Origin of the sequence: Brevibacillus sp. HB1.2, assembly GCF_013332495.1 — a bacterium.
Taxonomy (GTDB): domain Bacteria; phylum Bacillota; class Bacilli; order Brevibacillales; family Brevibacillaceae; genus Brevibacillus; species Brevibacillus porteri.
The window spans coordinates 72,033-86,990 of record NZ_JABMIU010000014.1 but is presented as its reverse complement, the minus strand read 5'-3'; the positions used below and the strand labels follow the sequence as shown (position 1 = coordinate 86,990).

16 protein-coding genes are annotated in these 14,958 nt (G+C 48.3%); 4 read left to right on the top strand and 12 right to left on the bottom strand.

All coding sequences use genetic code 11. The annotated features are described in order from the left end of the window. Nucleotides 1-62 precede the first annotated feature (62 nt). Nucleotides 63-479: a GNAT family N-acetyltransferase gene (locus HPY28_RS24555; protein ID WP_174231608.1), complete on the top strand. Its 417-nt coding sequence runs from the start codon at nt 63-65 to the stop codon at nt 477-479. On the opposite strand, the gene HPY28_RS24550 is transcribed toward HPY28_RS24555, so the two are convergent. After that, nucleotides 466-1,530: a CapA family protein gene (locus HPY28_RS24550; protein ID WP_174231607.1), complete on the bottom strand. Its 1,065-nt coding sequence runs from the start codon at nt 1,528-1,530 to the stop codon at nt 466-468. The genes HPY28_RS24555 and HPY28_RS24550 overlap by 14 nt on opposite strands. Before the next feature lie 236 nt (nt 1,531-1,766). Here HPY28_RS24550 and HPY28_RS24545 point away from each other — a divergent pair, with 236 nt between their 5' ends. Next, a complete protein-coding gene (locus HPY28_RS24545) occupies nt 1,767-4,361 on the top strand; it encodes a winged helix-turn-helix domain-containing protein (RefSeq protein ID WP_174231606.1) in 2,595 nt (864 codons plus the stop codon). Here the strand turns inward: HPY28_RS24545 and HPY28_RS24540 are convergent. The 4 genes from HPY28_RS24540 to HPY28_RS24525 all read right to left on the bottom strand — a co-directional run bounded on the left by HPY28_RS24540 (nt 4,358) and on the right by HPY28_RS24525 (nt 7,184). Further along, the gene (locus HPY28_RS24540; protein WP_174231605.1) at nt 4,358-5,224 is read right to left on the bottom strand and encodes an SDR family oxidoreductase; all 867 of its coding nucleotides are present in this window, start codon (nt 5,222-5,224) and stop codon (nt 4,358-4,360) included. The genes HPY28_RS24545 and HPY28_RS24540 overlap by 4 nt on opposite strands. A 3-nt stretch (nt 5,225-5,227) precedes the next feature. Continuing rightward, nucleotides 5,228-5,731 carry a hypothetical protein gene (locus tag HPY28_RS24535; RefSeq protein ID WP_017251218.1) on the bottom strand — a complete coding sequence of 168 codons (504 nt, stop codon included), beginning with the start codon at nt 5,729-5,731 and terminating at the stop codon, nt 5,228-5,230. 106 nt (nt 5,732-5,837) lie between these two features. Continuing rightward, complete coding sequence (locus HPY28_RS24530) at nt 5,838-6,368, bottom strand: MarR family winged helix-turn-helix transcriptional regulator (RefSeq protein ID WP_017251219.1); 531 nt, start codon at nt 6,366-6,368, stop codon at nt 5,838-5,840. A gap of 45 nt (nt 6,369-6,413) precedes the next feature. Further along, nucleotides 6,414-7,184, bottom strand: a complete 771-nt coding sequence (locus tag HPY28_RS24525) for a 3-hydroxyacyl-CoA dehydrogenase (RefSeq protein WP_017251220.1) — start codon at nt 7,182-7,184, stop codon at nt 6,414-6,416. A gap of 273 nt (nt 7,185-7,457) precedes the next feature. Here HPY28_RS24525 and HPY28_RS24520 point away from each other — a divergent pair, with 273 nt between their 5' ends. Further along, nucleotides 7,458-8,546 carry a DUF418 domain-containing protein gene (locus tag HPY28_RS24520; protein WP_174231604.1) on the top strand — a complete coding sequence of 363 codons (1,089 nt, stop codon included), beginning with the start codon at nt 7,458-7,460 and terminating at the stop codon, nt 8,544-8,546. A gap of 95 nt (nt 8,547-8,641) precedes the next feature. After that, nucleotides 8,642-9,115: a GNAT family N-acetyltransferase gene (locus HPY28_RS24515; protein ID WP_174231603.1), complete on the top strand. Its 474-nt coding sequence runs from the start codon at nt 8,642-8,644 to the stop codon at nt 9,113-9,115. A gap of 57 nt (nt 9,116-9,172) precedes the next feature. Here HPY28_RS24515 and HPY28_RS24510 read toward each other — a convergent pair whose 3' ends face one another. The 7 genes from HPY28_RS24510 to HPY28_RS24485 all read right to left on the bottom strand — a co-directional run bounded on the left by HPY28_RS24510 (nt 9,173) and on the right by HPY28_RS24485 (nt 14,957). Continuing rightward, complete coding sequence (locus tag HPY28_RS24510; protein ID WP_174231602.1) at nt 9,173-10,195, bottom strand: tripartite tricarboxylate transporter substrate binding protein; 1,023 nt, start codon at nt 10,193-10,195, stop codon at nt 9,173-9,175. Further along, the gene (locus tag HPY28_RS24505) at nt 10,185-11,711 is read right to left on the bottom strand and encodes a tripartite tricarboxylate transporter permease (protein ID WP_174231601.1); all 1,527 of its coding nucleotides are present in this window, start codon (nt 11,709-11,711) and stop codon (nt 10,185-10,187) included. Before HPY28_RS24505 ends, HPY28_RS24510 begins: the two co-directional genes overlap by 11 nt. An 18-nt stretch (nt 11,712-11,729) precedes the next feature. Further along, complete coding sequence (locus HPY28_RS24500) at nt 11,730-12,203, bottom strand: tripartite tricarboxylate transporter TctB family protein (RefSeq protein ID WP_174231600.1); 474 nt, start codon at nt 12,201-12,203, stop codon at nt 11,730-11,732. Between the two features lie 116 nt (nt 12,204-12,319). Then, nucleotides 12,320-12,613 (bottom strand): HD domain-containing protein, encoded by a 294-nt coding sequence (locus HPY28_RS24495; RefSeq protein WP_174231599.1) that lies wholly within the window; start codon nt 12,611-12,613, stop codon nt 12,320-12,322. A 158-nt stretch (nt 12,614-12,771) separates the two neighbouring features. Continuing rightward, nucleotides 12,772-12,897 carry a hypothetical protein gene (locus tag HPY28_RS30795; RefSeq protein WP_017251227.1) on the bottom strand — a complete coding sequence of 42 codons (126 nt, stop codon included), beginning with the start codon at nt 12,895-12,897 and terminating at the stop codon, nt 12,772-12,774. Nucleotides 12,898-12,900: 3 nt separating this feature from the next. Continuing rightward, nucleotides 12,901-14,184, bottom strand: coding sequence for a helix-turn-helix domain-containing protein (locus HPY28_RS24490; protein WP_017251228.1), 1,284 nt, complete (start codon nt 14,182-14,184; stop codon nt 12,901-12,903). A 335-nt stretch (nt 14,185-14,519) separates the two neighbouring features. Next, nucleotides 14,520-14,957 carry a hypothetical protein gene (locus HPY28_RS24485; protein ID WP_174225511.1) on the bottom strand — a complete coding sequence of 146 codons (438 nt, stop codon included), beginning with the start codon at nt 14,955-14,957 and terminating at the stop codon, nt 14,520-14,522. Nucleotide 14,958 lies beyond the last annotated feature (1 nt).

Genomic DNA, 14,958 nt, shown 5'->3' with positions numbered 1-14,958 from the left:
CTAGTCCCTTGAGTATAGTGAATCGTAAGCAAAGGAGTAAATACATATACGGAGGGATACGGATGGAAGCAAGACACGCGACACTGCCTTACAAAATCAGTGATGAGAAAGCTTTACTCGATATCGAGCGCATCAGCGATTGGCTGTCGACAACGTATTGGGCGTCAGAACGCTCCAAGGAAATGATCGTAAAAAGTATCGAAAATTCACTCTGTTTTGGATTGTACGGTGAGGATGGACAGGCTGGATTCGTCCGGGTCGTGAGTGATTACGCGACGATTTCCTGGGTGTGTGATGTCTTCGTCGACCCAAAGCATCGAGGTAAGGGATTGAGCAAATGGCTCATGGAAGTGATGGTGGAACATCCAGACATCCGTCATACGAGCATGATACTCGCTACTCGGGATGCTCATGGTTTATACGAGCAGTATGGCTTCACACGAAGAGAAATGATGCGCAGACCAGCTATTGAGGCTTAGACTCGCTAACCTCGCCTTTTGCGTTAACGCTCGCCCCATAGGAAATGCGGTTGAGCTTGTCGATGATCCGCTTTTTGTTTTTCTCGTCCATCGGAGCAGGCTGACCGTTCGTGAGCTTCACCGGGATCACGTGGCTCTTGCTCCCGTCTTTTGAAAATGTCAGTTGGACCATCATGGCTTCGCGACCTTTCGGATTGCGCGAGGTGGTAAACACAAAATTCCCTACACTGTAGTAGATCGGCGCCTTTTTATAAAACTCAACACCCATAATCGAATGGCTGTGCGACCCAACAACGGCATCCACACCGCTGTCGATCAGCTTTTTCGCCATCTCGCGCGCATATGGTTCTGGGTAATCCTTATATTCCAGATTCCAGTGCATGACCGCAATCGTAATGTCTGACTCCGCCACTGCCTTTTTTACATGGGATAGCATCGGCTCATAAGAGTAGGCATGGGCGAGACCTGGCTTGTTTTTTCGCGCATACCAGCGCTCATTTGGAAGGACACGGCTGATCCCGATGACTGCCACGCGTTTCCCCTTGATCGTTTGGATGTAGGGTGCGAATGCTTCTTCCTCGTTTTTCCCCGCCCCGACGTAACCGATCTTTGCCTTTTTCAGATGCTCCATTGTGTCATAGAGCGCGTCCATTCCGTAATCGAGCGAATGATTATTCGCCAGATTGACCACGTCGAAACCCGCGTTCACGAGCCCCTGCAAAGACTCTGGCTTCGCACGATAGGTATATTCCTTTTTCTCCGGACGTCCCCGTGTACTGACTGGTGTCTCCAGATTGCCAATCGTCAAGTCTGCCTGCTTGAGAAAATCACCTGTTTTTTGAAACGGATAATCTACGCCGTACCGCCCGATCTGATTCCCGACGCTCTTATCCAAAATCATATCCCCGACAAACGCTACCTGAATAGAATCCTGCTCCTGCACATCCCCTCCGCTGCTCGCCTGGACCGCAACAGATTCCGTTCCCATTGCAGCACAGAGCATCACAGCAGCTACCACGATTACCGCTTGTTTCCATCGTCCAATCTTCATGCCCCTCAACCCATCTCTCTTTTTGCTTTCATTCTAGAAGGCGTGGGATGTGAAGCCTGTTGAAGCATGTCTAGCTTCCATGGAAATTTCTCGCCTTAAAGTGACTAGCATGCAAAAGATGGCGGTTTAGGACCTGCTTCTCGGGACAAAAGACTCTTTCTTTTTTCAAATGTCGATTTTTGCCGATAACAAGTATAATGGACACATACGATTCTAATACATAGGACGGTACAAACATGCTCCATCATTCCATTATGCTGAAAACCAAAACAGCAATGCCCGCCGTTCGATCGAATAGCGTTCACAGGAGCCGACTGCTGCAAAAAATGGACGCTGGTCTGCAATGCCGACTGACCACGTTATACGCCCCAGCCGGGTATGGAAAAACGACCTTGCTCAGTCAATGGGCGCATCAGTACGGCGGTACCACTGTATGGCTCTCACTCGATGAGATGGATAATGACTTGATTCGCTTTTGGAGATACATCGTATTTACACTGTCTGAATCTGACTTCGCAGAACTCTCCGAACGAATGGAACCAGCCATGAAGGCAACCAGTCATACCTCGATCTTGACCTTCATCGATTCCCTGCTCAATGAACTCGCTTCTACGACGCAGCCCCTTGCTATCATTCTCGATGACTACCACGTGATCTCGGATGAGACGATTCACAACAGTCTCGCTTATTTTCTGGAATATGTCCCGAGCCACGTCCATCTGTACATCGCCAGTCGCAACACATTGCCTTTTTCTACAGTCAAATGGAACGTACGTCATGAAGTATGTCACATTGAGTCAGGACAATTTCTTTTCAGTCATCAAGAGACGGACAGCTTTTACCGGCAGGTTCACGATTTACCTCTGACCGAAATGCAAATCGAGCAGCTGGTGAAAAGTACGGAGGGTTGGGTCGCCGGCTTGCAGCTCGCTGCCATTTCACTCGTGAATATGGAAAACCACGATCAATTTTTTGCCGGATTTACTGGCTCTCATCGCAATATTTCGGAGTATTTGTTTCATGAAGTGATCATGCGACTCCCGGAAGAGGAGCGCAGCTTCTTGCTCAAAACCTCTGTGCTGGCGAGAATGGACGCTCACGTGTGTCGCGCTCTGACCGGCCTGCCCCAGTGCCAACAAATGCTGACCCACTTGCACCGCCAAAACATTTTCTTAATCCCGTTGGATGATTACGGGACGTGGTATCGGTACCATCACTTATTTGCCGATTTTTTGCGCAGTCAATTGGAGCAGACATCTCCCGGAGAAGCACGTGTGCTGCACCGGCTAGCCAGTGAGAGCTATGCGGAGCGTGGAATGATGGACGAAGCGATCGATCATGCGATTGCCGCTGCCGATTACACGTTGGCTGTAAGCTTCCTTGCGCAACATATTCCGGTACTGCTTCAACGCGGCGAGTTTTCCAGCTTTCTCAGAACGCTGGACAGCATCCCTGATCACGCGAACTATTTCTCACCACTTTTTCGCCTGATCTATGTGTTCCTCTTGGTTACCTGCGTTCAAACGGATCGGGCGGAGCTGGCCCTCACCGAATTGGAGCAAAGCATTGCTGACATAGAAGATTCAACAGAACACCGGCAGTTTTTGAGCGGTCTGTTTTTTGTTCGAGCCAATTTGGTGTTCGCCACTATGGATTTTGATCGCTGGATCGCCAGTTCTTCACAGTTAAGTGGTGGACTTCCTGAGAGTCCGTTGTTTTACCACTTTAATTACAACACGACAGAACCATTTATTCGGCGAACGAGATTCGGGTTAAAAGGAATCCTATCCGATCAGACAGAGCTTGTAGGCAATCAGTTCTCCGACATACTTGAAGCCCATGGCTGGAAGGACTCCTTGATTAATTTGTACGTCGTTCAGGCATTAGCAGAGGGGTTTTATGAGGAAAACAGGCTGGAAGAGAGCCTTGCGTATCTGCAGCGCGTTCGTTTCGTTGCCCTACACAAGCAAATTCCTGGCCTACTCATCCCCTATGTCCTGACATCCGCCAAACTCAAGCTGGTAGAGGGGAATTTTTCTGCGGCCCGCAAAATCGTTTCGGAGGCAGTTGAGACGGTCGCGAGCTGGGGTGCTACGTATTGGTTCAACCCGTTACAAGCATTTCTCGCACACATCGCGATTCAGGAAGGGGATATCGCTTTGGCGAAAGCGGAGTTGTCCAAGCTTCCCCCCTCCATTTTCAATCAGCCTAGCATTCAGAGAGAATTAGAGGTTTTGACCTATGTCCGTTTGTTGCTCGCCCAGCAGCAGGAACAGGAAGCCTTGCGTATTTTAGCGCTCCTAAAGCCATCCAGTATACGCGAGGAGCTATTGATCAGTCAGGTAGACATCGCCGTTCTACAAGCACTCGCTCACCAACAGTGCGGCAACAAAAAGGAAGCGCTGGCTTTCCTCCACGAAGCGCTCTTAATTGGCGAAAACAACTGCTACGTCCGTAGCTTTCTAGACGAAGGAACGGCGATGTCTCACCTCTTGCACGATTACCAATTACGCTTGAAAAAACGATCCCAACACCCAGGTCCGTCTGTATCTGCTGCGTACGTCAATCAACTACTATCTCTTTTCCCTAAGAAAATGGAGAAAAGAAAAGCTCCTTTGATCGAGCCGCTAACCGGGAAGGAAATGATCATCCTTTCCATGCTGGCGCAAGGAGCATCCAACAAGCTAATCGCCGATGAGCTAGGGAACACGCTCGGGACGGTCAAGGTGTATTTGCATCGGATATATGGCAAGCTCGGTGTCACTAATCGCACACAAGCTCTTCTGAAAGCGCAAGAAATTTCGCTGCTAGAAAATAGCCCTGTTGATTAACGGAACTTTTCAATATGCTCTTGCAGAAAAGCGTCCAGCTGGCGAGGTTCTCTGCCAAGGACACGCCCTACATCGTCTGTCGGCTTTTCCGGAATCGCTACTGACATAGCTTGAATTTCAACGACATGACTGGCGAGCCACTCTGGCATGTTTCCGTACTCCATCAGATCACGTCGGAGTGCTTCGCTATCCTTGTTGATGTACGTAATCGGGCGGTCGAGCAGATCGGACAGCTTGCTCGCAATTTGCGGATAGCTGAAAACCTCAGAACCAGTCAGGGTGTATACACGACCTGCCTTTTCAGGGTAGGTCAATACCTTTGCGGCAACATCGGCGATATCCCGGCAATCGATAAAGTTGCATGCTGTTTCACCCATCGTACCGAAGAAACCATGTTGCGACTGGATCGTCGGTGCGAAGCGGAGCAGATTTTGCATAAAGGCGTACGGTCGCAGCACGGTACTTTTCATACCCGATTCTGATAAAGCGCTCTCGATTTCCTGGTGCCATCCCGCTACGGCGACTGGCGCCTTTTCGTCGTAGGCTGGACTGGATATTTTCACGATATGCTGGATCCCAGCCTCAGCTGCTATGCGAATCATCGATGTTTCCAGCTCGACCTGATTGGGACTGTTTGAAAGGGAAAGGAAGAGCTGATTCGCACCCGCAAACGCTCGGCGCAATGATTCAGGGTCAGAAGCTTCCACTGCTGCGACTTCCACCGTAGATGCTGCCTGCTCTCCCATTAGCATCTGAATTTTTTCCGGCGTTCTGCTCAATGCCCGGGTTGGGACACCAAGCTCTATCAATCGTTTCAAAAGTGCACTACCTATGGTTCCTGTTGCTCCCATCACTACGATCATTTTCTATCGCCTCCGTATCTGATTCCTGTTTTGATGGTCATGGTTGATGGCACTACGCCACCGCCATGTGATTAACGTGCTGGCGATTATTGCTGACAGCGGGAAGTCGATCCAGACACGACTTAGCCAAGCCAACGATTCACCGGGCGCAAAGATGACAAGTAACTCCGTTGTTAGCCATGCTGCCAAGAGACCGATCACTGCCATTGTCATTCCCATAACCGCTACCAGCGCCAAATGAGGCATGCGGGTGACCCAGCGTTTATGTATACCACGGCTCTGTAACCATCGCCCAAACAGTGCGGCAATCAATGCGGATGTTCCGCCAATCGTGGTCAATGCCCCTATTTGCAGCCCTTTGTCAGCGGTGATCCATCCCCCTATGCTCGCCATGATCGCAGGAGACAAATAAGCCATGATTACTTCTCGCCATAAAACAAACGATTTTCGTTCTGAACGTGCGCCTTTGATCGGATAAACACCTCCCGCTTTTGCAGGGTCATGCATGTGTTTCACCTCCTTTCCCCTTTTCGAAAATATAATTAGGAACCTAACTATATAAAGATGAAAATGGGCTAGCTACCTAGCCCGCTTTACTACTTGCCTGCTCTTACTATTCGTCTGTCAGTGCCGAGATGCCTTGTGTCACGCGGCCCAGCAGGTCGAGAAACACACTGCGCTCCTCGGTATTGAGCAATCCGACCATCGCTTCCAATCTCGCAAAGTGCTCAGGCGCCATTTCACGCAGCTTGCTAGCACCGAGCTCTGTTAAAATGACCGATTTTTGCCTGCCATCTTTTGCACTCGCTCGTCGGGAAACAAGGCCATCGCGCTCCAGGATGTCGATCAGACCAGTAACAGTAGCCCGTGTTACCCCCAGATGCTCTGCCAATTGTGAAGGCAGCACTTCCCCACCGTTATCTTCGAGGTCTGCCAATAAGCGATATCGTCCTGTTGATAAGCCGAATCTGGCAAAATGTATTTCGGCCGCATGCCCAAGCTTGGCTCCTGCCTCCATCAGCCTAGCAGCGACGAGTACAGCTTGCGCATCAACATCGAGTCCATACTGATCAATCTGGCGCTGCGATTGAACAAGCGATGGGATCGCTTCTTCTTGTTTTCTTCCGTTTGAATGGTTTGTCATGGATATAGTATGGCACCTAACTATTTTCCTGTCAACACGTCTTCTCTATTTCGGTGCCATCCTGATTGCCCCATCCAGCCGGATCGTTTCACCATTCAACATCGAATTGGTGATGATGCTGTTCACGAGCATCGCGTATTCTTGCGGATCACCCATGCGTGCGGGAAAAGGAACAGTCGCACCCAACGCATCTTTTACAGAACGAGGCAGTTGGTCGTACATCGGCGTGTCAAATAGACCCGGAGCAATTGCCATCACGCGTACGCCATACGAAGCCAGGTCTCTTGCTAGCGGCAGGGTCATGCTTACGATTCCGCCTTTGGAGGCGCTATAGGCAACCTGCCCCACCTGCCCTTCAAAAGCTGCCACCGATGCGGTATTGATGATGACACCCCGCTCCCCCTGTTGGTTCGGCTCGTTTCCTGCCATTTGCTCCACTGCCAACCGAATGACATTAAAAGTACCGATCAGATTGACTGAAATAACTTTGCTGAAGGATTCCAGTGGATGTGGACCGCTTCGCGACAGCGTTTTTTGTGCCAAACCGATCCCTGCACAGTTGACTACGGCGTGAATCGTACCGAATGTGCCAGCAGCCTGATCGATTGCATCGCGTACACTCGCCTCACTCACGACATCCGTATGCACGAACAAAGCATTTTCGCGCCCCAGCTCATTCGCCAGCGCTTGCCCCTTCTCCACCGTCAAATCAAGAATGGCTACTCTTCCCCCGTGTTGAACTACATTCCTCACAGCGGCTTCTCCCAAACCGGAAGCACCACCCGTTACAATGGCAACCACTTCCCGCATATCCAAGCCATTCTCTCCCTTCCTCTACAATTGCATCCGCATTCAGAAAAAAGCTATGCAAGTTGGATACCAAACGAATCCCCCCTTGCCACACGTGGTTTTTACAAGCAACAAGCTGTCTCGACCTTCTCAAATCCAGACAGGTATGAGACATCTGTGTCCGGGCAAAGGACAGTTGTGCTTATCCATCCCCACCATTTTAGGGCTTGCTATTTACAATCAATCCCATTATATTTTACTTACCGGTAAGTAAATAAAAGTGGAGAGGAAAGAACCCGGATGAAAGTGTCTTCTACCAGAGTCATTGGTCTCGATTTTGCGCGCGCGTGGGCCATGCTCGGCATGATGATCGTCAACTACGTTGTCATCTTGAACGCAGAGCATAACGGACCTGACTGGCTCATCGCTTTATCCAGTTTGTTTCAAGGTAGAGCATCTACCGTATTCGTTGTTTTAGCGGGAATCGGCATTGCGTATATGACAAAAAAGGTCAGGACCTCAGGTGACCCGGCCCTCTTGCAGGCTAGCCGCCACGTCCTTTGGAAGCGCTCCTTATTTTTATTCGTGACCGGGATGTTGCTCTATCTCGGTAGTTGGAGCGGCGACATCCTGCATTACTACGGTGTCTATATGCTCATTGCCTCCTTCCTCCTCGTCGTATCGGAGAAAACGCTTCTTCTCGCATTTAGCGGTATCCTGCTCACAGCTCAAACGCTACAATTGTCGCTCAACTACATGCAAGGGTGGAACCCGAAGCAACCATTTATCGAGTATCTTGATTTTTGGACAGTCGAAGGATTCCTGCGCAACTTGCTGTACAACGGCTATCACCCGGTATTTCCCTGGATGTGCTTTTTCCTTCTCGGCTTGTGGCTGGGTCGACTCAACCTGCTCGATCGATCTGTACGCAAAAAAATGTTGGGCTGGGCAACTGCTCTGTTCGTCAGCTTGGAGGTTTTATCGTATGGGTTGATCAAGCTCTCTATTCCGGTCGTCGGAAGCGAGATGGCCCTATTTCTATGGGGAACGAAACCAGTCCCACCCAACCTGTTTTATGTGCTGTCCAGCTCAAGCACCGCTGTCATCATCATCCTTCTGTGCGTCAGCTTTGCGGAAAAATTCGCGAACAGCTGGTTTACGCAGACATGGGTAAAAACCGGACAGCTGACACTGACACACTACGTCAGCCATATCATTGTCGGGCTCGGTTTCCTCACCTTGATTGGCAGACTCGAAAATCAAACGCTCGCTTTTGCGATGCTCTACGCCGTAGGATTCTTCCTTTTTTCCATTGTGCTCACGCTTGTATGGAGACGTTGGTTCGAGAGGGGACCGTTGGAGAGCTTCATGAGAAAAATAAGTAGGTAACCATTCTGTGGGTTCATCCGTCTGCTATATAGGAGAATTTTGCTAATCATACATACACCAATTTCGAAGTAGTCAGACGAACTGGAGATGATCTCATGAGTCCTATGGTTTTTTTCAAAAAGGCTGTCCCCGCGAACGCGGAGCAACTCACCCAAATTGCTGTTCGCTGCTTTGCTGAAGACGTCCAAAAGTATGGAGAAGGCCCTGTCGGACATGACCAGCCTGACCAGCATGTTTTGTTCATGCAAAAGGCCCATTACTATACGATCTTGCTGGATGACCAGATCGTTGGCGGTTTTTGCCTCCTTCCAGTCGATCATGAGCATTTGGAGTTGGGGATCATCTATGTCGATCCTGATAAACAAAACTTGCGTATCGGAAGCCAAACCATGCAGTTCATGGAGGCCGCGTATCCACACATCAAGAAGTGGACGCTCGATACCGGCTATGAAGCCGAACGCAACCAGTACTTTTATGAGAAATGCGGTTACAAAAAGGTCGGCGAGACAGCGCCGAACGCAGCAAATGGTTTTTATAAATTCAGGTACGAAAAACGGATACCTAAATAAATAGATGGAAAGGGAGAACAGCTATTTAGCCATTCTCCCTTTTTTCGTTCGTCACCCTTATTTTCGAATGCCCTTCTTGGTCGCCAATTCCAAGTAGTACGTTGTTTCTGCCTGTGTTTCCTTCGTAAATGCTTCACTGGCCGCGTATGCCGGCTCCACCTGAATTTCACTCAGCTTTTGCAAAAAGGCTGGGTCCTTTTCCATCTTGGCAATCGCTTCTTCCCATTTGCGAATAACCGACTCTGGCGTTCCTTTGGCAAAAGACACTCCGGTCCACCAGAAAACCGACAAGCCTTGAATGCCTTGCTCCTCCGCAGTAGGGACGTCAGGCAGGAATGGACTTCGCGTGTCACCGGATACGGCGAGGATTTTGACCTTGCCCGCTTGCAGCATCGGCATGATTTCCCCTACTGTATGCACCGCCAAAATCGCGTGCCCTCCAGCGACTTTCGGGACAGAATCGGAAGCGCCTTTTGTCACGATCATTCTCGTCTTGGAGAAGTCTGCTCCGATCACATCCAACCACTCTGCTACCCCAAATGCGGAAAAGCCTGCTGGCCCTACAGAAGTCCATGTTAACTGCTCCGGATTCGCGCGCACCCACTCGGAAAATTCAGCAAAATCTTTCCAAGGCGCGTCGGCTTTTACTGCAAAAGCAAGCGTTCCTTTGCCAATCCTGGCCGAATAGACTTGATCCTCGTTTGTAATCGGCGGTGTTTTCATCCCAGCAGCGAGCATCGTCGTATTAGATACATTGACAGCAAGCGCTGTATAACCATCATGTTTGGCTTGCTTTAAGGCATACTCCGCTCCTACTGCCCCACCACCTCCCGCCTTGTTGACGACGATGATAGGCTGCCCCCATTCCTTGCTCAAATAATCAGCTGCCGCTCTGGCCACGAGGTCGACTCCGCCCCCAGCAGAATACGGCACGATATACTCCACCTGCTTCGATGGATAGGCCGACTCGGCTGTACCTTGATTTCCACATGCGCTAACGACTGCCGCCAAAAGCAACGACATGATGACAGCCGCCCATTGTTTATACCCTCTCACTGACTCTTCCTCCCTACGCGACATCTACTCCCCGGTCTCTCTCTTCTTTCAACCGTTGCTGTGTCCGGCGGTTCAGCATCATGGAGATGATCAAGAGTGTTCCTGCTGCCAGCAAGATGGTCAACGATGAAGGCCGGAACAAAACAATGCTGAGATCACCCGAGCCCATCGCCATCGTTTGAATGAATGATTCTTCCAGAAGAGGTCCCAGAATGAAGCACAAAACCAGCGGAACAACTGGCCATTTATATTTGGAAAAGACATACCCAAGTCCGCCAAACAGAAACGCGACCCACACATCAAACATGCTGTTCCGCACACTGTATGCCCCAATCGTGCAGAACATCAGGATGATCGGAGCCATGATGCCATATGGCACCCTTGTCAATTTCACCCACACCCATACCATCGGGAGGTTCAGCACGAGAAGCATCGCATTCCCCACGAACATCGAGGCGATGACCGTCCAGACAAAGCTCGCATTTTGTTCAAACAAAACTGGGCCTGGCGTCAATCCGTAGATCATCAAGCCTGCCAACAAAATCGCCAGTGGTGGTGAGGAAGGAATCCCGAGCGAAAACAGCGGGATGAAGCCCGCACTGCTCGTCGCATTATTCGCTGCTTCTGGTGCCGCCACCCCTTCGATCGTTCCCAGACCGAACTTCTCGGGATGCTTCGATAGCTTTTTCTCCATATCGTACGCCAAAAACGACGTGATCGCAGCCGAACAGCCCGGCAGCAATCCAAGAAAAAAGCCGACAATCCCGCCCCTCAGCATAGGCCCGGCACTTACTCTCAAGTCTTCCTTTTTCGGGTAGACACTGCCCGGTTTGCCAATGAGGGTAGCTGTGCGTTTTTCATCAATCCCTTTAAGGACTTCTGTAATCGCAAACAACCCGATGATGATGCTAATCATGTCAAAACCTCCGACCAATGCGGGGATGCCGTAATCAAAGCGCGGCATGCCAGAGGATGGTCCCAGCCCAACTAGAGCGAGCGAATAACCGAATGCCCCCATCAAAAACGATTTGACCAATGATCCTCCTGATAGACTGACCATCAGCGTGAGAGCCAAAATCATCAGCGCAAAATATTCAGGCGGTCCGAATTTTAACGCTTGATCTGCCAAAATGGGCGCGAAAAAGACGAGTCCGATTACCCCGAGTACCCCTGCACCAAACGAAGCGAGTGCGGATATCCCCAATGCCGGCCCACCTCTCCCTTTTTTCGCGAGCGGATAGCCATCCAAACACGTGGGGACTGATGATAGCTCCCCCGGGATATTCAGCAGAATCGCTGTCGTCGAGCCACCGTACATGGCACCGTAATAAATCCCTGCCAACATGATCATGCCTTGTGTCGGCTCCAGTACGGCTGTCACCGGAAGCAGAATCGCGATGGCAGAAGTGGGACCGAGACCGGGCAATACACCTACAAAGGTGCCGATAAGAGCGCCGAGTGCTGCCATGAGCAAATGCTCCGGGGTGAGGGCTGAAGCAAAACCAGCCAGTAATAGTTGGAACGTCTCGATGATCAGCACCTCCTTCTCATACTTGCTCTAAAACAAATCTCCTCCAGGCAGTGTGATATGCAGCGAATAGATGAACACCACATACAGCCCCCCTGTCAAAAGAACGGAGTACACGATGGACGTACGCCACCGATAACTGCCGATCAGGATAAAAAATGCAAAAGAGACAAAGAGCGTAGCCATTGTGTAACCGATCGCGCCGAGCAGCCAGACATACAGCAACAGGAATAAAAAGCAAAGCAGTAGGCGCAGCCTTTTTCCAGGAAGAAGCGGTCCGGGATTTGGCGAAGAGGCTTCCTCCGTCATACGGAATGATTGGATAAGCAGCACACCTCCCAGCATGAAAAACAATAAACCGAGAATCGCTGGCAGCGTGTGATCCCCTACGTACAACGACGTCGAAAATGCCTCCAGACGATAGGCCTCGAACGAAATGAAGACTCCAAGGATCATACTTAGAAGGGCAGCGATAAAATCCGGCTGATTATCCGGGCGTCTCATGTGTATCACCTCAGCAAAAAAGCTACTATAGCCTATGGCTCATGCGCCCATTGTGTGCGAAAGCAGAAAAAAACTACCATAGCCAGTCCGCACGGGACACAGCATATGGTAGTCAGTTAGATTTCGATTTCGATTTGGTCGATCAGACGAATAATGGCATGGGCGACTTTCGCTTCATACGTCTCATTGCTTTCGAACTCGCTCCAAAGCTCTTTGATATCGCTGTCCGAAACATCGTCTATTTGCAGCCCGCGAAAGGAGGAACCTGAGACGGAGGAGACATCGTGGATCATCAGCATTTTCAAAAGCTTCTCCATATTGGTTTGATTGCGGATCAAATGAGGCTCCATCCGCTTAACCAACATCCATAATTTTTGCGAATTGACCATCGTCGTCGTCACCATCTGCATCCGCTACCTCCACACCAATTATAACTATATATAACTAGTTATAATTAATCATAACGAATTACTCAAGTAAAAATGTTGTCTTCCGACTGTTGTGGTCCGTTTTGCAACTATAACAAATGCCCTCCAATTGGAGGGCATTGATCGTATTGTTCAGATGATTACCAAGGCTCCGGCCAGCCATATTGGATAATCGGATTGGATTGCTTGGCTGGTGGTTGTTCTACTAAAACTGGTAATGTAATGAAGGCAGTTAACATACACAAAGACAATATCCATTTCTTCATGACCTATACCTCCTGTTTGGATCTATGATTACTTCCATTATACACGTTTACCAATTTATGGAGTATATCAAACGGAAGATTTTTTTTCTGTGACACATAGAATTCAAAAAGAACGCTAAGACTCTTATCTGCTTGTTTGATCTCATTGATTGCCCGATAGTAATTCACGCTCTCCACAAGACTCTCGATTCCTAAGTTTACTTCGTTTTTTTGAATGTAAAAGGTGCCCTTCGTTCGGAAATACAGGCCCATTTGATTGTATTGATTCGGAGTAGTGAGACTCTTCGGCAAGATCGATGCTTCTGCCAAAAATAGATCACGGATTTTCTCTTCTTCTCCTACCTGAATATAAATCTCCAACAAATCATTCGCGATCACAATCTTGTCATCTTGTGCTTGCTGCGCAAGACATTCTTGTAATACCGGAATGGCCTTATCAAATTTCCCTGTCTTTCCGTATAGTTTCCCCCGAATATGTCTGGCATGTTTATGTACCTCGGGATAATCGAACATTTCGTATCTCTCCAGATAAAAATGTCCCAATGTGTAGTCTTCCAGCTCAAAATAGGAAATGATGATCGCAAGGATCGCTGCTGCTTTTTGCTCACTCTGACTATGGTCGATTTCAAGACCTTGTTTACACAGATGAATACAATCTGAATAGAATCCAAGACGCAATGCATGGAAGGAAAATTTATAGTAGGTCAAAATTCGCTCATTGATATGCAGATAGGATGTATAGTGTAATAGCTCCTTGCCCTCTACATAGGTTTGATCTAACTGGCTTAGATTTTCACGTCGAATCATATATCGTTGGAAAAGCGATCTTGCCAGATACAAAGGAATTCCATGCTCACGTGAGTAGTCACAGATCACGTCATAAAGAGCCAAGCGCAGTTCTTCATCCGCTTCCGTTCCTGCTGTTTGATACAAATAGTCTAAAGAAAGAAATGTATTGCTTTTGGGACAATTTAACAATTGCAAAGCTACTTTGTTGGTAAGAACCACATTCTTCTCTTGCATCACAGCCTCTAATAGAGACCGCAGTGTCGCTTCGCGCTTCATTTTATGTAAATAGGGTACGATCGCTGTATAAAGTGGAATATCCAGTACTTTTGCCAGTTTCATTACATGTTGCATATTTGGTAAAGTAAATGCATCGGATTCTATCTTACTAATGGTTCCAGAAGCTACACCTGTTCTTTCTGATAACTCAGTCAGTGTTAAGTTTGCTCTATTTCGATATACTCGTAATATGCCCCCAAAGGTTTTTCCCTCTGAAATCACAGCAAATACACCCTCCTGATGATTCCTTTTTATGGATATGATAGCACAATCATCCACGAATGATATAATCGATTTGAATCATTTTTAAATAGATTACACTTTTTACTAGAGTGAAGGAAGAAAAAGTGGATCGATCATACCTATACTTGGCAACATAAAAGGCTTCAATCCAAATTTGAGTGGATGAAGCCTTTATGCGAATCGAGCCATTGGTTTACTGAATGTGATATGAATTCTATTAAGTTGTACTGTCGAAATGATGACTTATCAGACATCATTACTTTGAGAATGATAAGCTTGTGGAATCCATTCCTTACACAAGTACCCAAGATTCCTTACTGCGATTTTTCGGGGTCGTAATTGATTTCCACCAATGCTTCGGCCGCAGTCTCCCTAATATAATCAGTCGGAGAATTTAAGTAAGGTTCAATTACATTGATAAATTTTTGATTTTTTGAAAAACCAATTATGGTTAATGCATAATCTAGAATAGGGGCGTCTAGAGTTGGTATAACGTTTGCTAATTTATCCCATTCTATGGTTTTGGCTACTTCTTGAAATGTTACTGCATTCGCAATTATTCGAAACAAACTCTCTTTTATTGCAAAGTTTTCTTCTACAATCGCAAGGTCTAGGGCATACTCTGTGATATTAATAACGTCATCCCGATTGAGTGTTCCATACTCGAGTAAATCACCAATTTCTTCTAATCTGGTAAATAGATCATCACTTCTATTTAGGAATAACCTTTTCAGATAAGTGACGTCAATCATA